Annotated in this window: 23 protein-coding genes and 1 tRNA gene; 11 read left to right on the forward strand and 13 right to left on the reverse strand. The window is 67.3% G+C overall.

The window, feature by feature from the left end:
• Positions 1-16 precede the first annotated feature (16 nt).
• Positions 17-841, reverse strand: coding sequence for an alpha/beta fold hydrolase (locus NA3_RS17555; RefSeq protein WP_062964726.1), 825 nt, complete (start codon positions 839-841; stop codon positions 17-19).
• A gap of 123 nt (positions 842-964) precedes the next feature.
• On the opposite strand from NA3_RS17555, the gene NA3_RS17560 reads away from it, so the two are divergent.
• On the forward strand, positions 965-1819 hold the full coding sequence (locus tag NA3_RS17560) for a DUF1266 domain-containing protein (RefSeq protein ID WP_063910627.1): 855 nt from the start codon (positions 965-967) through the stop codon (positions 1817-1819).
• A 6-nt stretch (positions 1820-1825) separates the two neighbouring features.
• Here the strand turns inward: NA3_RS17560 and NA3_RS17565 are convergent, their stop codons facing one another.
• Positions 1826-2707: a hypothetical protein gene (locus NA3_RS17565; RefSeq protein ID WP_062964728.1), complete on the reverse strand. Its 882-nt coding sequence runs from the start codon at positions 2705-2707 to the stop codon at positions 1826-1828.
• 409 nt (positions 2708-3116) lie between these two features.
• On the opposite strand from NA3_RS17565, the gene NA3_RS17570 reads away from it, so the two are divergent.
• Positions 3117-4139 (forward strand): phosphatase PAP2 family protein, encoded by a 1023-nt coding sequence (locus tag NA3_RS17570; protein ID WP_063917563.1) that lies wholly within the window; start codon positions 3117-3119, stop codon positions 4137-4139.
• 240 nt (positions 4140-4379) lie between these two features.
• The gene (locus tag NA3_RS17575) at positions 4380-5849 is read left to right on the forward strand and encodes an MDR family MFS transporter (RefSeq protein ID WP_062964729.1); all 1470 of its coding nucleotides are present in this window, start codon (positions 4380-4382) and stop codon (positions 5847-5849) included.
• 52 nt (positions 5850-5901) lie between these two features.
• On the opposite strand, the gene NA3_RS17580 is transcribed toward NA3_RS17575, so the two are convergent.
• Positions 5902-6324, reverse strand: a complete 423-nt coding sequence (locus tag NA3_RS17580; protein ID WP_167355006.1) for a cytochrome P450 — start codon at positions 6322-6324, stop codon at positions 5902-5904.
• 204 nt (positions 6325-6528) lie between these two features.
• Here NA3_RS17580 and NA3_RS17585 point away from each other — a divergent pair, with 204 nt between their 5' ends.
• Entirely contained in the window at positions 6529-7746 is a 1218-nt protein-coding gene (locus tag NA3_RS17585) for an acyl-CoA dehydrogenase family protein (protein ID WP_062964731.1), read from the forward strand.
• A 66-nt stretch (positions 7747-7812) separates the two neighbouring features.
• On the opposite strand, the gene NA3_RS17590 is transcribed toward NA3_RS17585, so the two are convergent.
• Positions 7813-8103 carry a DoxX family protein gene (locus tag NA3_RS17590; protein WP_084491648.1) on the reverse strand — a complete coding sequence of 97 codons (291 nt, stop codon included), beginning with the start codon at positions 8101-8103 and terminating at the stop codon, positions 7813-7815.
• A 95-nt stretch (positions 8104-8198) separates the two neighbouring features.
• On the opposite strand from NA3_RS17590, the gene NA3_RS17595 reads away from it, so the two are divergent.
• The 5 genes from NA3_RS17595 to NA3_RS17615 all read left to right on the forward strand — a co-directional run bounded on the left by NA3_RS17595 (position 8199) and on the right by NA3_RS17615 (position 11995).
• Positions 8199-8423 carry a class I SAM-dependent methyltransferase gene (locus tag NA3_RS17595; RefSeq protein ID WP_062964732.1) on the forward strand — a complete coding sequence of 75 codons (225 nt, stop codon included), beginning with the start codon at positions 8199-8201 and terminating at the stop codon, positions 8421-8423.
• Between the two features lie 34 nt (positions 8424-8457).
• The gene (locus NA3_RS17600; protein WP_062964733.1) at positions 8458-8904 is read left to right on the forward strand and encodes an SgcJ/EcaC family oxidoreductase; all 447 of its coding nucleotides are present in this window, start codon (positions 8458-8460) and stop codon (positions 8902-8904) included.
• A 206-nt stretch (positions 8905-9110) separates the two neighbouring features.
• Complete coding sequence (locus tag NA3_RS17605) at positions 9111-10367, forward strand: helix-turn-helix domain-containing protein (RefSeq protein ID WP_062964734.1); 1257 nt, start codon at positions 9111-9113, stop codon at positions 10365-10367.
• A gap of 710 nt (positions 10368-11077) precedes the next feature.
• Positions 11078-11374, forward strand: coding sequence for a hypothetical protein (locus tag NA3_RS17610; RefSeq protein ID WP_062964735.1), 297 nt, complete (start codon positions 11078-11080; stop codon positions 11372-11374).
• A 33-nt stretch (positions 11375-11407) separates the two neighbouring features.
• Positions 11408-11995 (forward strand): DUF3558 domain-containing protein, encoded by a 588-nt coding sequence (locus tag NA3_RS17615; RefSeq protein ID WP_157126572.1) that lies wholly within the window; start codon positions 11408-11410, stop codon positions 11993-11995.
• A gap of 41 nt (positions 11996-12036) precedes the next feature.
• Here NA3_RS17615 and NA3_RS17620 read toward each other — a convergent pair whose 3' ends face one another.
• From NA3_RS17620 to NA3_RS17660, 9 genes are all read right to left on the reverse strand, one after another.
• Positions 12037-12438, reverse strand: coding sequence for a hypothetical protein (locus NA3_RS17620; protein ID WP_062964737.1), 402 nt, complete (start codon positions 12436-12438; stop codon positions 12037-12039).
• A 12-nt stretch (positions 12439-12450) separates the two neighbouring features.
• A complete protein-coding gene (locus NA3_RS36060) occupies positions 12451-12960 on the reverse strand; it encodes a DUF3558 family protein (protein WP_167355007.1) in 510 nt (169 codons plus the stop codon).
• Between the two features lie 150 nt (positions 12961-13110).
• Positions 13111-13184, reverse strand: a tRNA-Leu gene (locus tag NA3_RS17630).
• 56 nt (positions 13185-13240) lie between these two features.
• A complete protein-coding gene (locus NA3_RS17635; protein ID WP_062964739.1) occupies positions 13241-14716 on the reverse strand; it encodes a peptide MFS transporter in 1476 nt (491 codons plus the stop codon).
• Positions 14717-14879: 163 nt separating this feature from the next.
• Entirely contained in the window at positions 14880-15827 is a 948-nt protein-coding gene (locus NA3_RS17640; protein WP_062964740.1) for a Ppx/GppA phosphatase family protein, read from the reverse strand.
• The gene (locus tag NA3_RS17645) at positions 15820-16413 is read right to left on the reverse strand and encodes a DUF501 domain-containing protein (protein WP_062964741.1); all 594 of its coding nucleotides are present in this window, start codon (positions 16411-16413) and stop codon (positions 15820-15822) included. The genes NA3_RS17640 and NA3_RS17645 overlap by 8 nt, the downstream gene beginning before the upstream one ends.
• Positions 16410-17063 carry an FtsB family cell division protein gene (locus tag NA3_RS17650; protein ID WP_062964742.1) on the reverse strand — a complete coding sequence of 218 codons (654 nt, stop codon included), beginning with the start codon at positions 17061-17063 and terminating at the stop codon, positions 16410-16412. The genes NA3_RS17645 and NA3_RS17650 overlap by 4 nt, the downstream gene beginning before the upstream one ends.
• 126 nt (positions 17064-17189) lie before the next feature.
• Complete coding sequence (gene eno / locus NA3_RS17655) at positions 17190-18479, reverse strand: phosphopyruvate hydratase (protein ID WP_062964743.1); 1290 nt, start codon at positions 18477-18479, stop codon at positions 17190-17192.
• Positions 18480-18694: 215 nt separating this feature from the next.
• Entirely contained in the window at positions 18695-19432 is a 738-nt protein-coding gene (locus tag NA3_RS17660; protein WP_227995559.1) for a lytic transglycosylase domain-containing protein, read from the reverse strand.
• Between the two features lie 224 nt (positions 19433-19656).
• On the opposite strand from NA3_RS17660, the gene NA3_RS17665 reads away from it, so the two are divergent.
• Together NA3_RS17665 and NA3_RS17670 are read left to right on the forward strand one after the other, a co-directional pair.
• Positions 19657-20766, forward strand: a complete 1110-nt coding sequence (locus NA3_RS17665; RefSeq protein ID WP_062964744.1) for a TauD/TfdA family dioxygenase — start codon at positions 19657-19659, stop codon at positions 20764-20766.
• A 13-nt stretch (positions 20767-20779) separates the two neighbouring features.
• The gene (locus tag NA3_RS17670; RefSeq protein WP_174561089.1) at positions 20780-21769 is read left to right on the forward strand and encodes an ornithine cyclodeaminase family protein; all 990 of its coding nucleotides are present in this window, start codon (positions 20780-20782) and stop codon (positions 21767-21769) included.
• The last annotated feature ends 65 nt before the right edge of the window (positions 21770-21834 follow it).

Here is a 21834-nt window from a genome sequence, read left to right on the forward strand (position 1 = left end):
CCGGCCGTCACGCCGATCACCGTGTGCGCGTGAGGAATTCACCGATCGCCGGGGCCAGTTCGGCGGCGACCGGGTCGTTGCTCACACCGGGCAGCTCCCGCAATTCGGCGTTCGGGAGCACCTCGGCCATCTTCTTGGCTCCCTTGGTGAGCGCCGGCGCGGAACGATCGCCGATCAGCAGCAGCGTCGGCGCGGTCAGCGCGGCCCAGTCCTCCGGCTGGATGGTCTCACCGCGCGAAAACGGTTTCAGCACAGCGAAATCGTGGGCCGTCGAATCGGCGGTGGCGGCCAGCTTCTTCCACACCGACGACATCCGCATCACCGCGACGACCAGTCCCGGTACGCCCATCACCTTGGTCATGTAGTACCGGACCGCACCGCTGCGCTTGCCCGCCGCGATGCGCTCGCGCAGTTTCTCCTCCGCGTCCTTGGGCGGCACGTGATCCTTCGGGTCGACCACGAACGGCGGTTCGAACGCGACCACGTCGGTGATCCCCGTGATCGCGCCCGAGCGCGCGGCCAGCAGCGCCAGGATCGCGCCCGAGCCCCAGCCGAACAGGGCGGCCGATCCGCCCTCGGCCTCGACCAGCGCGCGGATGTCGGCGATCTCGTTGGCGGCGTCGTAGACGCCCGGCGAGTCCGCGCTGTCGCCCCGGCCGCGCCGGTCGTAGTTGAGCACGCGCAGGCCGTAGTTCTCGGCCAGCGCCTGCGCCAGCTCGACGGTGTTGGGCACCTGCCGATAACCGAATGCGCCGCTGATCAGCACGACGGTTCCCGCACTGCCGGAACCGATCCGGTCGAAGGCGATGGTGGTGCCGTCCTGCGACGTCACGGTCTGCATGTCCTACTCCTTCGCGGGCCGGGGTTCGGTTCGAAAGTACGCGATGGGTTCGCGAGCACCGGCGGGGCAGGTCGGTAGGCTCGCACGGACAGTATTCACGGGCGAGGGGGTGCAGTGGTGACGATGGTCGCCGGACCGCACGGACTGCCGCGCGTCAGCGGATTTCCGAGTTCGGATTTCGATCCCGGCTCGGACAAATGGTCGGGTGTCGCGATCGGCGAGGATCGCATCCGGGCGCTGGCGATCGGTGCGTACTACGGCCGCAGCTGGAGCTCCTACAACGACACCGTCGCCTTCCAGCCCGAACACCCCGGAAGTTCGGAGACCCGGCGCGAATCCACCATCGAGGGCCTGCACGAATCGTGGGGTGTCGACAACGCCGAGGACGCGCGCGACACCATCGGCCGACTGCTGAGCGGGATGCACGCACCGCTGTTCGCGATGGTGCATCCGCTGGCCACCGCCGCCGCCCAGGACACCACCCGCGTCGACCGCACCGGCCTCGCCGACAGCCACCGCGAATTCCTGCACACCGTGTCCGAGGTGCGCGGCTACCGCGGTGTCAACGGCATCGACCGCGACTACGACGCCTGGTTGCAGGCCATCAAATTCGGCATCGTCGACCGGCTGCCGCAACCGCTGAACACCGACGCCACCGCCTGGGATCTCTCGCGCATCGTCTTCATCGCCCGGGCCGCGCACACCGCCGGATATCTGGACGAGGACGAGGCGTGGACGCTGCTGGGCCGCGCGCTCGCCAAAGCCCAGCAGCACTACCGCAATTGGCGGCAGTTCGCGGCCGGTTTCCTCACCGGCGCCATCTTCTGGGCGGCCACTCAGGATCTCGCCGCGGCCAAGGAACAGGTCGACGAGCGCCGCTGGATGATCCGCGGCCTGCTGATGCGCCCGTCGAGTCCGTGGCGGCGCGTGGCGCTGCATCCGGGCGCGCCGGTGTTCGGCCTCTCCCCGTTCCACTGACGGCGGCTATTGCGGCATCGCGCGCAGAATGCCGACGCCCTCCCATTTGAACTGCTCGGTGTCGACCATGCCGAGTTTGCGCCGCTCCACCAGTAACTGCCATTCGCCGAACAGATCCAGCGACGACGGGCGCGCCATCACGATGGAACCGTCGACATGTTCGATCTCGCAGGCCAGCCGCACGGCACCGTCGACGCGCAGCAGATCCTCGGCCTCGGTGGAGACGAATTCCAAATCCGTGTTGCCGTCCGAAATGCGCAGTGTCGCCACCGATCCGGGCGGCGCGGCCACATCGCTGCGATCCAGCGCGGCCACCGGGAATTCGTAAGTGGCCCCGGCCGATACGAACAGCAGCCGCAGGGTGGTGATCACGACCAGCCCCGGCGCCCCGCGATGACCGCACGGTGCGCATTCGAGGACGTATTCGTCCGGGCGGGCGTAGGCGTGCAGTGCCGCCAGCTCCCGCGGGCACATCTCCGGGGTGCGCATCCGGGCGGCCGCGCGCGACACGTCGGGGCGGATCGGGCCGTACTGCCCCGGAACCGGCCGGGGCGGGGTCAGATTCGGGCGCTGCCGCACGATGCGTCGCATCTCGAGCAGATCGTCGCCGATCGCGCGGACCAGTGTGGCGGCCTGGGTGAACACCTCGGGTTCGAGAAAGATCGTCGCCGGATTGCGCCGGGTGGCAACGCCTTTGATCACATAGTCCGGCGCCCGGAAATACAGCAGGATCAGCAGGTCACCGCTGTCGGCCTCGGCGAGGCAGGCGTCGCGCAGATCGCAGACCCGCACATCGAGGGCGACATCGTCGTCGACGCCCAGTGGAGTGGTGGTGATACGCCCGTCGGCATATCTGACCGCGGTCCGACGCCCCCACACCTCCAGCACTGCCGCATCCTCCCCATCCGACCCGGTGAGACCTCATCGGGGACGGATTCTACCGAGAGACCCCCACCGTTCCGGGTATCCGGCGAACGCCGATCAGAGGTTGCCGGCGAACATGCTCGCGAGTCCGGTGGCGGTCGCCACGGCGGCGCTGCCCGTGCTGAGTGCGGCGATGAGAAGTGCGATGATCACGGTCCCGACCTTTCGATATGACGCATACGGTCGAAACGTACTGCGGCGCAACGAGCTTCACCAGCACGCCGGCGAAATTCCCGGCAACCTCGACGCCGATCGACAGCACATTGCCAGGAATGCCGGCGCGGCCGGTGCGCTGTCTGCCGCCACAAGGGCAGCCGACACGCCAACCGGATGATCGTGTCCGGCCCGTGAATGTGAATGGCACACTTGCCGAATGCTCGGTGTACATCCGGAGACCACCGAAATCGCGGAGCCGACCGTTTCCCGGCGGTTGATCCGCTACGCCGTGCGGCTCACCTATCTGGCGGCACTGGCCGCGGCCTTGATCACCCGAGCCTTACCAGGGGACCGTGTCCAGGAGGCCGCGTGGATGATCGGCGGCGTTCTCGCCTTCACCATCGACCGGCCCTGGCGTCAGCACATCCGGGTACTGACCGACTGGCTGCCGCTGATCGCCGCGCTCATGGTCTACGACTACACCCGCGACCTCGCCGACAAACTCGGCATGCCGCTGCGCATGCACGAACTCGTCGACATCGACCGATGGATGTTCGGCGGCACCGTGCCGACGATCTGGTTGCAGGACCATCTGGCCGGCGGCGGCCGGCCCTGGTGGACACCGATCATCGGCGTTGTCTACACGACCCATTTCATCCTGCCGTGGGCCGTCGCGGCGATCTTCTACGTGTACTCGCGGCCGCTGTGGGTCCGGTACATGCGCCGGATTCTGTTGCTGTCGTATCTGGCGCTGGTCACCTATGTGCTGGTGCCCGCGGCGCCGCCCTGGTACGCGGGCCGCGAAGGAGCCATCCCGGAACACGTGCGCCGCATCTCCGGTTTCGGGCTCGGCGTGGTCGATCCCAACGTGAGTGCGCAATGGCTCGAGGACCACGGCAATTTCGTCGCCGCCGTGCCCTCGCTCCACACGGCGTTCTCGGTACTGGTGGCCGCGACACTGTGGCCGCTGACGCGACAGTGGTGGCTGCGCGCGATCCTGGTGATCTATCCGTGCGCGATGGGCTTCACCCTCGTCTACGGCGGCGAGCACTGGGTTTTCGATGTGCTGCTCGGCGGCGTCTACACGGCGTTCACCATCCTCATCACGCGCGTGTGGGAGAACTGGCGGGCGGGCCGGGCCCTGCTCGGTCCGCTGCCCGCGGCCGACCGGAGTGACGAGCCGGAGGCGGCCCGGCCCGTGACGCCGCAGGCGGAGGGGGCCGAGCTCGACCCGGTGTGACGAGCGTCTCTCCAGTTCGCACTGTCCGGAACAGCCGCAGGTGGGCAGCTGTTTCTCGCGGCTATCGCTGCACTTCGGAGCGGAAAATCGGGTGCTCGCACGTCCGATTCACCGGAATACTTGCGCGGCACCGATGAGTTGAGTGGGTCACGGTCGTCAGGTCTGGTGTGGCGTTCGAGACACAGAGGGGTGACTCGGCGTCGGTCAGACATTCTGCGTTCGCAACACCCGGAGGTACACATGCCCGCCGAACCAGTCCATCGCCCGGCCGGACGGCGAACCCCCGCGGTGATCCGACTGCTGGTCCTCGCGACCTTCGTGGTGATCCTCAACGAGACCATCATGATCAACGCGATCCCCCGCCTGATGACCGATCTGCACGTCACCGAGCGATCCGCGCAGTGGGTGTCGACCGCGTTCATGCTCACCATGGCCGCCGTCATCCCCGTCACCGGATGGTTCCTGCAGCGCGTCACCACCCGCCGCGCCTACGCGCTCGCGATGGGCGTCTTCCTCGCCGGCACCCTGCTGTCGGCCGCGGCGCCGTCGTTCGCCGTGCTGCTCGTCGGTCGCGTCGTACAGGCCGGCGGCACCGCGGTGATGATGCCGCTGCTCATGACCACCCTGATGACCGTCGTGCCCGAACACGATCGCGGCCGGGTCATGGGTAACGTCACCCTCGCCATCTCGGTCGCTCCGGCCATGGGTCCCGTCATCTCCGGCCTGGTACTCCAGATCGGTTCCTGGCGTTGGCTTTTCCTGCTGGTGCTGCCCATCGCCGGTGTTGTGACCTTCTTCGGCCTGCGGAAACTCGAGAACGTCGGCGAACCCGAGAGCGGCGCGATCGATTGGGCCAGTGTCGTTCTCGCGGCTCTGGGCTTCGGCAGCCTGGTCTTCGGCCTCAGCCGGTTCGAGGTGGGCAATATCGTGATCCCGGCACTGATCGTCGCGGCCGGCGTGGCCTTGATCGCCGTGTTCGCCGCCCGCCAGATTCGCCTGCAGCGCACCGGATCTCCCCTGATGGATCTGCGAATCCTGTTGTCCGGCACCTACACCAAGGCGCTCGTGCTCATGGCGGTGGCGTTCCTGGCAATGATGGGCTCGATGATCCTGCTGCCGCTGTACCTGCAGAACCTGCGGTCGCTGTCACCGCTGGAAACCGGTCTGCTGGTGATGCCGGGCGGGTTGGCGATGGGTCTGCTGGGGCCGACGATCGGGCGGCTGTTCGACCGCTTCGGCGGGCGCATGCTGGTGATTCCCGGCGCGATCGGCATCACCGCGGCGCTGGCCGGTTTCACCCGCATCTCGCTGACCATGCCGTACTGGCAGCTGCTGGCGCTGCACATCCTGCTGATGGTGTCGCTGGCCGCGGCCTTCACGCCGGTCTTCACCCTCGGCCTGGGCGCGCTGCCGCAGCATCTGTACTCGCACGGCAGCTCGATGCTCGGCACCCTGCAGCAGGTGGCCGCGGCCTTCGGCACCGCCCTGGTGGTCACGGTGATGACCGCTCGCGCCACCACCCTCACCGATCGCGGGATCGCCCCGCTGGTCGCCCACCTGTCGGGTATGCGGCTGGCCTTCGCGATATCCGCCGGCCTGGCGCTGATCGTGATCGTGATGGCGGTGCTGCTGCCCAACCGTGCGGCCTCCTCTGAGGCGGTCGTCCTCGACTCCGAGGACGCCGAGGACACGGAGATGGTCCGCAGCTGACCACGGACCGACGACGCCCGCGAGATCACCGGTCTCGCGGGCGTCGTCGTGTTCAGCCGCGATCAGCTCCGGGATGAACCGGCACCGACAGCGGGCCCACGGTGAAGAACGAAGGCGTATAAGGAATTTCGGCGGGATCCACGGCGAGTGTCAGGTCCGGGAACCGCCGGTACAGGCTCGCCAGTCCGAGCCGCCCCTCCAGCCGGGCCAGCGGTGCGCCGATGCAGTAGCGCGGTCCGTGCCCGAATCCGAGATGCGGTCGCGGCGGGCGGGTGATGTCGAATTCGTCGGCGGTGTCCCCGTGGTATGCGGTGTCCACTCCGGTGGCCTGGTAGACGACGCCGACCGCGTTCCCCTTCGGAATCGGGACACCGTCGATCGTCACGTCCTGCAGCGTGAACCGGAAACTCGTCATCATCACCGAGTGCCGATAGCGATCCTCGCCGGCGACAACAAGACCTTCGCCCGCGATCACGCGGGGGATGAGACCTGTTGCCCGCGAGATCATCCCAAAGGTCCGGCGCGGCCGGAGCCGGTCGAGCACCAGCCGTGGGGAGAGTCGATTTCGCCGGCTCGGGTCGTATGGACACCTCCGCGACGACGACGCGGCAACCGTTCCGAACTAGAACGTGTTCTATATTCGAGGTGACCGTTCCGGCGATACTCGGGAGTTGACGACATGTACAAGTGGTCCGACGAAGATCTGATGCTTCGCGACGCCGTGCGCGGCTTCATCAAGAAGGAGATCGAACCGCATGTCGACCGGCTCGAGAGCGGAGCGCTGCCGCCGTTCGACATCATCCGCAAGCTGTATGCCACCTTCGGCCTCGACGAGATGGCCCGCGAGGGCCTGGCGAAATCGCTGGCCCGCGAGGAAGCCGGAACGCCGGGGAAGTCCGGCGGTTTCAGCGGTTCCGGCAGTATGGGCGTCATCCTCAACAGCGAGCTGGCCGGAGTGAGCCTGGGCCTGGTGGCATCGATGGGCGTGAGTCTCGGCCTGGCCGTCGGCACCATTCGCAGCCGCGGCACCCTCGCGCAGAAGAAGCGCTGGCTGCCGGAGCTGGTGACCTTCGAAAAGGTCGGGGCCTGGGCGATCACCGAACCCGATTCCGGCTCCGACGCGTTCGGCGGCATGAAGTCCTACGTCCGCCGCGACGGCGAGGACTACATCCTCAACGGCCGCAAGACCTTCATCACCAACGGCCCGTACGCCGACGTGACCGTCGTCTACGCCAAACTCGACGAGGAGGACGGCACCGATCGCCGCGACCGTAAGGTGCTGACCTTCGTCCTCGACAAGGGCATGCCCGGTTTCGTGCAGAGCGCGCCGTTCAAGAAGATGGGCATGAATTCCTCGCCCACCGGCGAGCTGGTCTTCGACAACGTCCGCCTGACGCCCGATCGACTGCTCGGCGAAACCGAGAATCCCGCCAAGGGCGACGGCAAGGACAGCGCCAAGGAATCCTTCGCCGCCGAACGCATCGGCATCGCCTCCCTGGCGCTGGGCATCATCAACGAATGTCACCGGCTCTGTGTCGATTACGCGAAATCGCGGACGCTGTGGGGTAAGGAGATCGGCCACTTCCAGCTCATCCAGCTCAAGCTCGCCGAAATGGAAATCGCCCGGATCAACGTGCAGAACATGGTCTTCAACGCCATCGAACGCACCGCCGCCGGCGAATCCGTCTCCCTCGCCGAAGCGTCCGCCATGAAGCTCTACTCCTCCCGCGCCGCCACCGAGGTCGCTATGGAGGCCGTCCAGCTGTTCGGCGGCAACGGATACATGGCCGAGTACAAGGTGGAACAGCTTGCCCGCGACGCGAAGTCGCTGATGATCTACGCGGGCAGCAACGAAATCCAGGTGACGCACATCGCGAAGGGCTTGCTGAACGGATAGTCCGCGGGCCCCTGCTCATCCGGGCAGGGGCTCTGGTTCATCACAGGGCCACCGATCCCCTCCATGTCAGATGCGCTGGTCGGCGAGCTGCAACACCACACAGGCGACGGCCAGGGGCAGGAACACCCCCACGGCCAGGTAGAAGGTCTGCGCATAGTCGGCGACGCGGATGTGGGTATAGGCCGCGCAGACGAAGTAGAGCACCAGGCCGATCGCGGCGGCCGTACCCACGTACGGCACCCCGAGCACCCCCAGCAGCAGCCCGGCCGCACCGGCAAGTTTCAGGGTTCCGATCGGGAAGGTGAGCCACGACTGCGGGATTCCGGCGGTCTCCATCGCCGGCGCCAACGTAGCCATGACCAGAGTGGATTCGTACCGCCGCCCTGACCCCCGGCCTCAGCCTGGAGAAACCGCCCTGGGGCATCGGCCGCCCCCAACCGCTCCTCACCGCCTTGGAACGCGCCGGCCGGATCACCGGCGACGTTCTCGACGTCGGGTGCGGCCCCGGAGACACCGCCATCCACCTGGCAGAACTCGGCTACCGCGTGACAGGTCTCGACATCGCCCCCACCCCGTTCACCTGCTGGAGGCGCAGCGCGTGTGATCGATCCTGCTCGACGATGAATCCGGACTGGACTGGAACCGCGCTGTCGTCCATCGCGGAATCCAGAACTTGACCTCGAGCGCTGTCGAGGTTTCAGACTGGTGGCCATGACTGCAACAACATCCGGACGGCCAGCTGTCGAAGACACGACAACCGACCACGCTGCCGACGTCGCCGCGATCGAACAGCTGATAGCCGATGTCGAGACCGGCTACAACACCAACGATGCCGAACTGATGGTAAGCGGTTTCACCGCGAATGCGTCGGCGGGCAACGCAGTGGGCATGGTGATCACCGGGTATGACTCTCTGCTCGAGGCCGCCGAACGTGGTCTCGCGGGATTCCTGAAGAACGAGTACGTGCGCTACGACGTGGGCGACATCGGCTTCCTGCGTCCAGACGTCGCAGTCGTCCACAAAGTCGCCCGTGCGACCACCGCCGAGGGAGAACTCATCGACAAGGATCCCGCGATGGTCGCCCTCTATGTTCTGGTCAAGGAAAACCACCGCTGGTGGGTCGCCGCCCGCCATAACACCCCGGTACCGAAGGCTTGACCGGTCCCTACCGAATGCGCTCCGGCTAATGCTGCAACGCACTTTGCGTACGGATTACTGTGTCGCAGAATGAGTTTCACAAGGAGACGGCGGATCTCGGGTAGCGTGAGAGGGCGGCGCGGCTTCGAAACCACACTGCCTGACGATCACCGCGGATACCAGCGGACTCGCTGCACGAACGAGCAACTGGCCGTAGCGTGGTAACCATGGGTGTGGGGAAGAAATACGACGACAGCGGTATCCCGCCGAACGACCTCGGCCGCCGCCTGCGCGAAATCCGCGCCTGGCGCGGACTGAGCCTCGAAGCCGCCGCCGGACTAGCCGGAATCTCCTACGGATACCTGGGAAAACTCGAGCGAGGCGAGAAGTCGCTCGAGAACCGTCGCACCCTCGAAGCGATCGCGGCCGCACTACGCGTGGCACCGAGCGAGTTCACCGGACGACCATGGGAGGTCACCGAGGGACCCAGCGCGGAAGCGTACGGAGGAATTGCTGATGCGGAGCAGGCGCTCGACGCGTGCGAGCTGGGAGAAGATCCCGGCGTAGCGACTCGGCAATGGCCCGCCGTTGCCGCTGATCTCGCAAAGCTCGAGGAGCGGCGAGGTGCTGGTGACTATCAGAGCATCGCACGAATGGCGCCCCCACTGCTGCTCGAATTGCACGCCTTGTATGTGCGGCGCCCCGAGTACCGCGAACCGATACTGTGCGGCATCATCGGCGCTTTGTTCGCGGTGATGGTGATGACGAAGCGCTTCGGTGCCCGCGGCCTGCCGCTGCTTGCCGGGAAAGCAGCGCAAGCTACCGCAGATGAACTGGATCTGCCCGAGTGGCGCGGCGCGGCTATGTGGATGCGTAACAACGTGTCCGGCTCGCTGTCCCGGCCTCAGCATTACGCCCGTGCGGTCGCGACCGCCGACCAACTGACATCGTCACTGAACGACGAGACCGTCTTGCAATCCTATGGAATGCTGCACCTTTCGGCAGCGCTGGCGGCGGCTGTGCAATCGGACCGGACGACTGCGGCGACCCATCTCGACGAGGCGGCCGCAGTAGCCGAACGGATGGATTCCGATGTCGGCAGCTTCGGACGTATGTGGTTCGGCCGCACCAATGTTGCGGTCTGGCGTGCCTCGGTCGGGATGGAGCTCGGCGACGGCCCGAAGGCGCTCGAGGCCATCTCGGGCATCGGTATCGAGGCGATTCCCGATCGCGCCCGCCTCGCCGGTTTCTACTCGGAGGCCGGGCGGGTCATGCTCGCAGAAGCGAAAACACGTGACTCCGGCGTCGCAACACTGCTGAAAGCAGAACAGCTTGCGCCACAACGTATCCGCAGTGACCTGTTCGTGCGGGAGGCGATAGCCGACCAACTCCGCGCCGCCCGCCGCGATGCAGGCGGCCGCGAACTACGCGGCCTGGCATGGCGAATCGGCATCGCCCCGGACTCCGGCGAGACCCGCCGCTAACCGTACGGCTGGACTCACACGGCGAGTCCGCACGCTGTCCCTGCACAGCGGATCCGAGCGTCGATGGGGTGAACAGATCGCGCAAACCTCCGCACGAATGCGAGAAAACCGCAGAATCAAGGCCGGTTGCACGAATAATTCACCACTCCACGCGATCCCGTTGGGACCGGCCAACCGGAGCCATGGTGTAACGGCGCGCGGCTTCGAAACCACCGCCTCACAATCACCGCGCGCCCAACCCGAGCACCGAGCCGGAGCGCAGCCCCGCGCGCCAGGTCCGAGCGTCGAGTCCGAGCGTCGAGTCCGCACCTCGAGTTCGAGCGCCGACTCTTTGTCCCGCAAGTGTCGAGGCCAGAGTCTGCACACCGACCCACGCGCTGAGCCCGCACGCCTGGTCCCGAGCCTCCGAGCCCGAGCACTGCCCGCGAGTGCCGATCCCGCAGGCATTCCGCTGTCACGCTTGTCCTTTCAGGACAGACGACGCGTGACTCGTCTCATACCTTGAGCTACGGCCCCATCGCCGAGTCCGTAGCCGGCCGAACCCCCGGCTCCTCGGCGGTGGGCGCCTTACCGACCGAGGGGATGGAGGGGTGCGTTATGAAAGGCTGTGACTGGATCTTGTTGCTGCTCATCGCAGCACTGCTCGGACTGACCTTCGCCTTAGCGCGTCTACCCCTGCGAGGTGAACGCCGCCGCAAGGACTCCCAGCGGTGACGCCCACCCACCCGATCGCGCTCGGCTGGGTCCATCCCGAATCCACCGCCCCGGACTGGGACACCGCCCAAGTACGCCGCCTGGCCGCCCGCCTCGGCTACCGCCTGGTCTGGCCCCCGGAATCCAGCCGCATCCCCCTACCCGACCAGGTCCGCGCCACCGGCGCCGAAGCCGTAATAGCCCCGTCCACTGAGCATTTCGACTTTCTCACCCTGAACGCGCTGATGATGATCGCCGACGTAGAAACCGTCCATCCCCGGCTCTCCTTCGCCCGCTGGGCCACCAGACGGTAGGCGAGAGCCTCTGTCCCGCAGCAATTCTCGGGCGTGACGGTCGAAGGTCCAGCACGGAACATCGCCGCCACCACGCTCCACGCAACCAGCTCCGTTGTGCGTACTCGCCTCGGGCCGACACTGCCCGAGCTCAACTTTCCAAGGAGGACGAGAACATTGAACGCCGAACTTCCTGCCTGGCGAATGGACCTCGCCGGCAAGGCGGCCGGCCTGTGGGACCCCTGTACCGGCATACCCGACGAAGCGTTGCACGCATCGAACGTCGACACCGCGAGTAGGGAATCCGGCATCGCCGGCATCGAGCAGAGCGGCTGGAAGATCGGCGGGTGGCGCGGGCCAGAGTATGCGATCACCGTGTACTCGACCGCACGCACGGTCGATCAGTTCGAAAACAAGCCCGGCAATGTCGACTTCGCTGACGTGACGATCACCGGCCGCAGCGGTCGGCGGTTCAGAGTCGCTGGCGCGTCGAAGCATCTGAACTGCAACATCGTGTTCCCTGCCCAGCAGGGTGTCATCCAGCTGCAGGTCCTGGTCCGGGCAGCATTGGACAATCCGCCGGATCCGTGTGAGATACTGGCGCGAATCGGCGAGAACCTCGTTCCATGGTTTCCCGAATAGCAAGGGCTACAGGGGATCCCGGTCCGAAAGGCTCGACCCGGCTACTTCTTCGGCGCGGGGTTCTGGTCGATGATCCCGCTCAGCGTGGTCGAGTTCGTATAGTCCTGACCGGTCAGCCGAGCCAGCGAAATCGCCATGACCTCCCGCATATTTTTCACGGTCTCGAGGTGGTCCGCGATGATCTTGTCTATGGAGTTGTCATCGCCGGTGGCCTGAAGTTTGAACTGTCCCTCGAGCATGTGACCCATATCGAAATCGCCGAAGCCGGAAACCGCCTTGACCTGCCCGACTAGTAGGTTCATGTTCTCCAGCTCTTCGATGCGCTTATTGCACGCCGCCAAGCACTCCCGGGCTACTTGCTCGTCGTCAAGATAGAGCTCCCCCGCACGAGCCGCCGCCGCCTGTTGTTGCCAAGCATCAAGGTCACTCCCCGCCATCGCCATTGTCCCCCTTATCTATTGCGGAATCGACGGTACGATCGCGTCACCGATCTTGGCGAGCGTCGGGCACGGGGCGATCGGCACGTCGTCGGATAACCGCCCGACCACCTGTATTTGCACCGAGCTGTGCGCGGTTTGGAACACGACATCGCAGTTTCGGTCCGCCCCTTGCTCTCCGAATTGAGTGCCCTGGCGCCCCGCCATCGTGACCGACTGCTGGTTGATGTTGCCGCCCTTGTTCGCGATTTCTGCGGGCGAATGTTTGGCGGTGGAGTAGACGGAGATCGAGTACTTCGCGCCCTTCCACGCGCAGATCTCCCAACCCGACTGATGGACGCCCGCGATCCCGGACTGCTTCGTGCTGGGATCAACCTGAGCCGCGGTCAACGCCGAATCAGGAATTCCCGTGCACGGATCCCACAGCGCCGCAGCAGCATCGCTGGTTGTCGCGGTAGCCGCACCGTCTGTAGTCGAGCTACACCCAGCTGTCATCACCGCCAGCACCGCCCCGATAGCGACCGCCACCCCTGCTACTCGTCGCTGCACCCGACGTCCTCCCGCTCGACAGACAACTTCGCTACGGACTATAGGACGCAGCGACGCACGACGGGGTTCCATATCCGGCCACATGGCCCTGACCAGGGCAACCTGCGGGTCCACCGGGCACCTTTTCGGTGCCCCCGGTCGGACTCGAACCGACACTGTGCGGATTTTAAGTCCGCTGCCTCTGCCAATTGGGCTACGGGGGCGGCTGGGATAGCGTACCTAAGTCGTACGTCCGTCTCGGAATTGTCCGGGGATTTGCTCAGTGCACGCCTTCCATCAAGCGGCTGACCTGCGGGGCTAGGAAGTAAACGATGATTCCCACTGCGATCGCGACCAGGCCGGTGATGCCGAAGTAGGCGACTTCGTGGCTGGTGTCGTAGAACCCGGACAGGACGCCGGACATCGAGGTGCCGATGCCGACGGAGAAGAAGTAAAGCGCCATCATCTGAGCTCGGAAGGCCTCGGGAGCGAGCTGAGTGGTAACCGCGAGGCCGATCGGGGACAGCAGCAGTTCGGAGATGGCGAAGCCGGCCAGGATGACGAAGACGAGCAGGGCGGGAACGGTTTTGTCGTCGAAGGCGGCCAGGGGGACGAACAGGAGGAACGACGCGCCCATCCCCATCACGCCGTAGGCGAACTTTCGGGGCGTGGTGGGGGCTCGGGTGCCCAGACGGGTCCACATGAGCGCGAACAAGGGCGACAGCACGATGACCCAGATCGGTTCCTCCGAGCCGATCCAGCTCGCCGGCGCGGTCCAGCCGAACAGCGTCCAGTTCATCCGCTCGTCGGAGTAGACGGCCAGCACCGTGAAGATCTGCTGGAACAGTGACCAGAACACGGCGTTGGCGATGAACAGCGGTATGAAGGCCCGCACTCGGACTCGTTCCACCGCAACCACTTTCGGACTGGTCAACATCAATCCGAAATAGAGTATCGATACCGCCGCGATCACGCCGGTGGTTACCCACGACAGATTCGACAACCGGACCAGTCCGGTCCACATCGCGAGGGCGACCACCACCGCGATCACCAGCACGAAGGCGATCACCTTGCCGATCTGGCTGCGCGGCAACGGGTTCGGCACTTCCCGCCCGTGGGTACCCAGATTGCGCCGGAAGATCACGTACTGGGTGAGTCCGAGCGCCATGCCGACGGCCGCCGCCCCGAATCCGTAGTGGAACCCGAGGTGGGTCTGCAGCAGCCCGGTGATCAACGGGCCGACGAAAGCGCCCAGATTCACGCCGAGATAGAACAGCGTGAAACCGCCGTCGGCGCGCGGGTCACCCTTCTCGTAGAGCGTGCCCAGCAGTGAGGACGCGTTGGCCTTCAACGCGCCGGAACCGAGCGCGACGAGCAGCAGCCCCACGCCGACACCGCTCAGGCCCGGCAGCACCGCCAGCGCGATATGCCCGGCCATCACCACCACGCCGCCGTAGAAGACGGTCCGCTCCATCCCGAGCACCCGGTCGGCCAGCCAGCCGCCGAGCACGGTCGACAGATACACCAGCCCGCCGTAGGCGCCGACGATGCCCGTCGCGGTGGATTTCTCCAGTCCCAGCCCGCCGTCGGTCAGCGAGTAGTACAGGTAGTACCCGAGGATGGTGAGCATGCCGTAGAACGAAAACCGTTCCCACAGCTCCACTCCGAACAAGTTGACCAGCCCGATGGGATGGCCGAATATCGTGCGCGTCTCCGGCGACGCCTGCTCTCCCGGGACGGGTTCCACCCTGCTCATGAGACGCAATTGTCCAGCAACGAGGTACGTCGATCGGGGGAATCGCCGATCACGCGGGGTGTCGGGGCACCCCTCCGGCCCGCCCCCCTCAGGCGGTGCCGGTTCGCGCCTGAGGGTCCGGACCTGCGTGGTAACGCTGCGCTGCCGCCTCCGGCCCGCCCCCTCAGGCGATCGACAGCGCGATACCGTCGAGAATGTCGTGCTCGCTCACGATCAACTCGGAGATCCCCGCCCGGCGCGCCAATTCATCTGCCAGCACCTCGGTGATCACCGCACCGCCGCCGATCACGTCGACCCGCCCCGGATGCATGGGGCCGAGGGCCGCGCGCTCGTCGTGGTTCATCCCGATGAGGCGGTGACAGACCTCGCGGAGCCGATCGAACGTGAGACGGGTCAGATGCACCCGATCCGAATCGTATTCGGGCAGGTCCAGCGCGACGGCGGCGATCGTGGTCATGGTGCCGGCCACGCCGACCCAGGTGCGGGCGCGCTCGACCGGAACCACGCCGAAGGCCTGAGCCAGTTGCTGCGAGGCGAAGAACCGCGCGGACGCGACCTCCTCACCGGTCGGCGGATTGCCGTGCAGACAGCGTTCGGTGATCCGCACACAGCCGATATCCGCCGAGTAGGCCTCCTGCACGCCGGAACTGTCGCCGAGCACCACCTCGGTGGACCCGCCACCGAGATCGACGACGACGAACGGCCCTTCGGCACTGGACAATTCGCCGACCGCGCCCGCGAACGAGAGCCGCGCCTCCTCGTCACCGGTGATCACCTCGGCCTGGGCGCCCGGCACGACGCGGCCCAGCTCCACCCCGGTCATGGTGAAGAAATCGTCGCGATTGCGCGCGTCGCGGGTGGCGCTGGTGGCGACCATGCGCACCCGGCTCACCCCCGCGTCGACCATGCGGTCGACGTAATCGTGCAGGGCGACCCGGGTGCGTTCGATCGCCTCCGGATTCAGCTCCCCCGTGGCGTCGACACCCTTGCCGAGTCGCACGATCCGCATTTCGCGGTGCACGTCGGTGAGGTGGCCGTCCGCGCCGACATCGGCGATCAGGAGCCGGATGGAATTGGTGCCGCAGTCGACGGCGGCAACCCGGTCACTCATCGCTGTCTCCCGCATCGGTATTCGGTTGATACTGCTCGTATTTCGGCCAATCCTGCGGAATCGCCGTGCCGCGCAGTCCGGTATCGGCCGCGAGCGCGACCGCCTCGTCACCGAGCGGATTCAGCCCCGGGCCCTTGGCCAGCGAATGCGCGATCAGCACGTGCAGGCATTTGACCCGCTCCGGCATCCCGCCGCCGCTGAAATCCGTTCCCAGCGATTCGATTTCGTCGCGCTCGGCCAGGTAGCTCTCGTGCGCGGCGCGGTAGGCGGCGGCCAGTTCCGGGTCGGCGGCCAGGCGCTCGGTCATCCCGCGCATCAGCCCGGCGGCCTCCTGCCTGCTCGCCTCGGCGGTCAGGCGCGGATCGGTGAGGTAGTAGAGCGTGGGGAACGGGGTGCCGTCGGGCAGGCGCGGCGCGGTCTTCACGACCGCCGGTTGGCCGTCGGGCGTGCGATAGGCGATCGCGAGCACCCCGCGTGGCTCACGGCCGAGCTGGCGGGCCACGATCTCGAGATCAGCCTCCGCGGGCGCACCCTGCTCGGCACCCGCCTCGCCGGACGAAGGCTCGGGCGTAGCGGGGTCGGTCACCGGGGTTCTCCTTCAGGATGGGGCGGGGGTGGTGGAGGGGGCGGCGGGGGCGCCGGCGTGGTGGGGGTGGTGGGCTGCGGCTCGGACATACTGCGCCACAGCTGGGTGTACCAGGGATCGGGGCGGCGGGCCTGACTCGTCGGCACCGGCACCGCGGGCTGCTCGATACCGGGCACCTGCACGATGTAGGCGGTGTCGCCGGGCATTACGAGCCGCAGCCGGTCGCGCGCCTCGGAGCGGATGTAGGCGGGATCTTCCTGTTGTGCACGGCGGTCGCGCAACCGGGTCAGATCGTTTTCCAGATCGCGGCGCTGTTCGGCCAGTTGCACCGCTTCCGAACGTTGACTGAAATAGGTGCGCATCGGCACGGCGAGGGTCAGCGCGAGCGCGCACAGCACCGCGGCCAGGATGACCGCGCGCCCGGTGGACAGCCCCAGAATCCGGTGATCGTGGCGATCCTCGGACTTCTTCGACCTCGCGCGCGTGGTGCGCGGTTCGGACTTCGCGCCGGCCGAACGTCGTTGCGCGGCCCGTTTACCCGCGGACGTGCGCGTGGAGCCGTTCGCGGCCCGTTCGGGCCGGGGCGAGCGCGTCGAGCGGCGGTCACCGCGTCCTGCCGGACTGGTGCCGCGCGCCCGTCGCTCCGTCATCCCCACACCTCGAAATCGCCTGCCTCCATAGCGGCGCTGCGATTCGACCGCACAGCGCAACGGTTTCGCGCGGTGACCGGCCGCGGTATCGACCGGCCCCGCACGCCACACCCGTTGACGAGGCTACTACCCCCCGAAGACGAACCGGGGGAATGCGACGTCACCGGCGTAGCGAGCCGAATCACCGAGCGCGTCCTCGATGCGCAGCAGCTGGTTGTACTTGGCGACGCGTTCGCTGCGGGCGGGGGCGCCGGTCTTGATCTGACCGCTGCCGACCGCGACCGCCAGATCGGCGATGGTGGTGTCCTCGGTCTCGCCCGAGCGGTGGCTCATCATGGTCTTGTAGCCGTTGCGGTGGGCCAGCTCGACCGCGTCCAGCGTCTCGGTCAGGGTGCCGATCTGGTTGACCTTCACCAACAGCGCGTTGGCGGCGCCCTTGGCGATGCCGTCCTCGAGCCGCTCCGGGTTGGTGACGAACAGGTCGTCGCCGACCAGCTGGATCTTGTCGCCGATCAGATCGGTCAGCGCGACCCAGCCGTCCCAGTCGTCCTCCGACAGCGGGTCCTCGATCGAGACCAGCGGGTACGCGCCCAGCAGGTCGTTGTAGAACTCGGCCATCTGCTCGGCGGTGCGCTCGGTGCCCTCGAACTTGTAGCCCGTTCCGGCGGTGTAGAACTCGGTCGCGGCCACATCGAGAGCCAGCGCGACATCGCTGCCGAGGTTGTAGCCGGCCTTGCCGATCGCCGAGGCGATCAGATCCAGCGCCTCGCGGGTGCCGCCGGCCAGATCCGGGGCGAAACCGCCCTCGTCGCCGAGACCGGTCGACAGGCCCTTGGACTTCAGCTCGGCCTTGAGGGCGTGGTAGACCTCCGCACCCCAGCGCAGCGCCTCGCGGAAGGTGGGCGCGCCGATCGGGGCGATCATGAATTCCTGCACGTCGACACTGGTGTCGGCGTGGGCGCCACCGTTGAGGATGTTCATCATGGGCACCGGCAGCACATGGGCGTTCGGCCCGCCCAGGTAGCGGAACAGTTCCAGGCCCGAGGATTCGGCGGCCGCGCGGGCCACCGCCAGCGATACACCCAGCAGGGCGTTGGCGCCCAGGCGGGACTTGTCCGGGGTGCCGTCCAGATCCAGCAGCACCTGGTCGACGGTGCGCTGCTCGACGGCGTCCAGGCCGATCACGGCCGGTGCGATCTCGTCCAGCACGCCCTCGACCGCCTTGCGGACACCCTTGCCGCCGTAGCGGTCGCCGCCGTCGCGCAGCTCCACGGCCTCGTGCTCGCCGGTGGAGGCGCCGGACGGCACCGCCGCGCGGGTCAGCGTGCCGTCGTCGAGAGCGATCTCGACCTCGACGGTGGGGTTACCGCGTGAATCCAGGATCTCGCGAGCTCCGACCTGTTCGATGATGGCCACGAAACGACACTCCTTCGGCTGCTGGCAATCAATTCGGGGGCCCTGCCCACCGCCGTCCATGAGCAGGTCGCACGGCGGGCCCGTGCGCTTGCGAGCCTAATGGGTACGACCCGGGCCGCACGACACAGGTGGGCACGCGGTCCCGGTCGTTCGCGCATGCAAGCAGTAGCTGCCGGTTCGAACGTCCGCACCAGCGGTTGGCCGGCGCGCGGAGCTCAGGCCCGGCGTCCGACGCTGTATGCCGCCGCCTTCGTGCGGACCGTCGCCATATAGGTCGTGGACTGGTTGTAGGTCAGCACCGCTTTCTGCCAGCCTTCCGGGGTGCGCAGATCGCCGCCGCTGGCGCACAGGTAGCGCGCGGCGGTCAGCGAGGCGTCGTCGATGCTGTCCGGATCCGCGCGGCCGTCCCCGTTGGCGTCCACACCCCAGTGCTGCCAGGTTTCGGGCAGGAATTGGAACGGCCCCTCGGCGCGCGCGTAGACCGGATTGCCGGTGCGTGCGGTGGCCTCGTCGTCGAGAATCCTTGCGACACCGGGTGATCCGTCCAAGGGGATGCCGCGGATCGGCGGGCGGACCTCACCGTCGGCATCCAGGTCGGAACCGCCGTGGCGGCCGTGTTTGCTCTCCACCCGCGCGATGCCCGCGATCGTGGTCCAGCCGATTCCGCAGTCGGGACGCGAACGGGCCATGACCTCGGCCGCGTATCCGTAGGCCTCGAGCGCGACCGTGGGGATGCCGAGCGCATCCGACTGCGCTTGCGCCCAGCCACGCAACTGTTCGGCACTGCGACCGGGCGCATCGAGGTCGATCGGGGGAACCGGTGACCCCGCACCGGGCGGGATACCGTCCGGGATCGGGGGCAGGTTGTCGGTTCCCGCACATCCGGACAGCAGCGCGACCGCCGCGACAGCGGCGAAGGCGAGGGGCCGGAATCCGGGGATGGTCGAACGCACGTTTCCATCATCCAGATTCGCGCGCGGATGGCACGCACCGTGACAACGCACTCGACTCCGGCGGCATACGATCAGCTACCTCTCCCCGCAACTGTTCCATACCGAAACGCTATGGCCAACGGCGTACTTTAGGTAAGCCTTGCTTAAGATCAACAGAGCGACTAACTTCGCAGTCCGAGTCTTCACCACCTGCTTCATCCCCATTGCGAGGAAGGGAACTCCTGGTGAAAAACGTTCTCCGCGAACGTAAGACACCCCAGCACGAAGAACCCGAACCGATCGACCGCCGCACGCTCGCACCCGAGGCCGCGGCGGCCGTGTTCTGTTCGGCCGAAGAGATCGCGATCACACTCGACCACTCACCCGGTGGCTCCGCGCCGATCCGGCGCACCCTCTCCGATCCGGCGCTGATCCGGCTCGTCGACGCCTACGCCGCCGACCTTCCCGCCGCGGTGCGAACCGCGTTGCGACCGCCCGACACCCCGGCCGGCGCGGCGATCATCGGCCGCCTGCCGGTGCGCGACGACGAACTCGGCCCGACACCGCCCGACTGGTCCCATGCCGCCGAACCGGCGTGCCCGGCGTCGTTTCGCCTGGATATCGCCCTGTTGCTGCTCGCCCGGTGCGCCGGCGAACCGTTCGGCTGGCAGGGCCAGCAGGGTGGGCGGCTGGTCAACAACATCCTCCCCACGCCCGGGCACGAACACGAACAGTCGGGCGCCAGCAGCACCACCCTGCTGAGCCCGCACACCGAGGACGCCTTCCATCCCGAACGCGCGCATCTGCTGCTGCTCGGCTGTCTGCGCAATCCCGATCGGGTGGGTACCACCATTTCCTCGGTCCGTCAGGTGAACCTGGACGCGGACGGGCGCAGGCTGCTCACCGAACCGACCCTGCCGATCCTGCCCGACGTCTCCTACGGCGAGGATTTCAGCGAGCACCGCCCCGCCCCGGTGGCCACCGTGACCGCCGGCGACGGCGGGCCGACCCTGCGCTACGACCCCGCCTATACCCCGCTCGACGATGCCGTCCCCGAATATCGTTGCGCCTACGCCCATCTCGGCACGGAATTGGAGCGCGTGTGTCACCGCGCGGTGTTGGAGCCGGGCGAATTGCTGCTGATGGACAATGATGTCGTCGTGCACGGCCGGGTTCCGTTCACGCCCCGATACGACGGGACCGACCGCTGGCTCAAACGGGTCAACATCCGGCTGGCACGCCGCCGCGCGCCGGCCGAGGCCGGCGAAAGCGGATACGGACAGCGGACGGTGCGGCCGTTCGCGCCGAATCCAGCTGCGGCACCGACTATCTCGCCCCGATGGACCGACCAGTGAACCGAGGAACGCAGTGAGCAGCCGCCCCACCCCGTTGCGCGTACTCAGCCGCAGCGATCTCGCCGATGTCCCGATCGCGCCCAACGAGGTGGTGCGCGCCGTCGAGGACGCCTATCTTGCCCTGGCACAGGGAGATTCGGACAACCCCCGCAAGCTCGGCGTGGCGCATCCGGACGGCTGGTCGGTCGCGTACGCGATGCTCGGGCGCGACGGCCGCCGCCGGGTGGTCGCCATGAAGACCTCGTACAAATTCGATCCGAGCCACGACCGCAGCACCAAGCGCTACTACACCACCATCACCCTCTACGACGACGCGACCGGCACCCCGATCGCGATGATGGACTGCGCGCGGGTGGGCGCGCTGCGCACACCCGCGGTGTCGGCGCTGCTGGTGCGCGAGACGGTGCGGCCGGGCGCGCGCAGCGTGCTGCTGATCGGGACCGGCACCCAGGGCCGAAACGCGCTGCCGCACTTGCTCGCCGCGAATCCGCAGTTGAACCGGCTGATGGTGTACGGCACCCATCCCGAGGGTCTGGAAGCGGTGGGCACCCACCTGCGCGCGCACGCCCCGCACCTGGAACTCGACGTGGTCGACGATCCGCGCGCCGCGGCGGCGACGGCCGATGTGGTGCTCGCGACCGCCGGGCCCGGCACGCAGGTCGCCCTCGAATCCGACGATCTGGCACCGGGTTCGGTGGCCGTGCTGGTCGGTTACGGACTCGCGCCCTCGACGCTCACCGATGCCGATCGCGTGGTGGCCACCAGCGCCGAGCAGATGGCGTTGACCGGCACCGATATGGCGGGGCCGGACGGTCGGCTACGTTCGGTCGACGCCGAACTGCCGGCGATTCTGGGCCGCCGCGCGACCGCGCGCACCCGTGCCGACGAACGCCTGTTCGTCTACAACAGCGGCCTGGTCCTCACCGATATCGCCGTCGCACACGCGCTGGCCGAGCGCGCCATCGCCGAGGGCCGGGGCACGGAGGTGCCGCTGTGGGATTGACCGGGGCGCACTTTCCCGGCGTCGCGCGATCGGAGACGACGCTGTGACCGCGAGCCGGACTACAC

Source organism: Nocardia africana NBRC 100379 (assembly GCF_001612635.1).
Classification (GTDB): Bacteria; Actinomycetota; Actinomycetes; order Mycobacteriales; family Mycobacteriaceae; genus Nocardia; species Nocardia africana.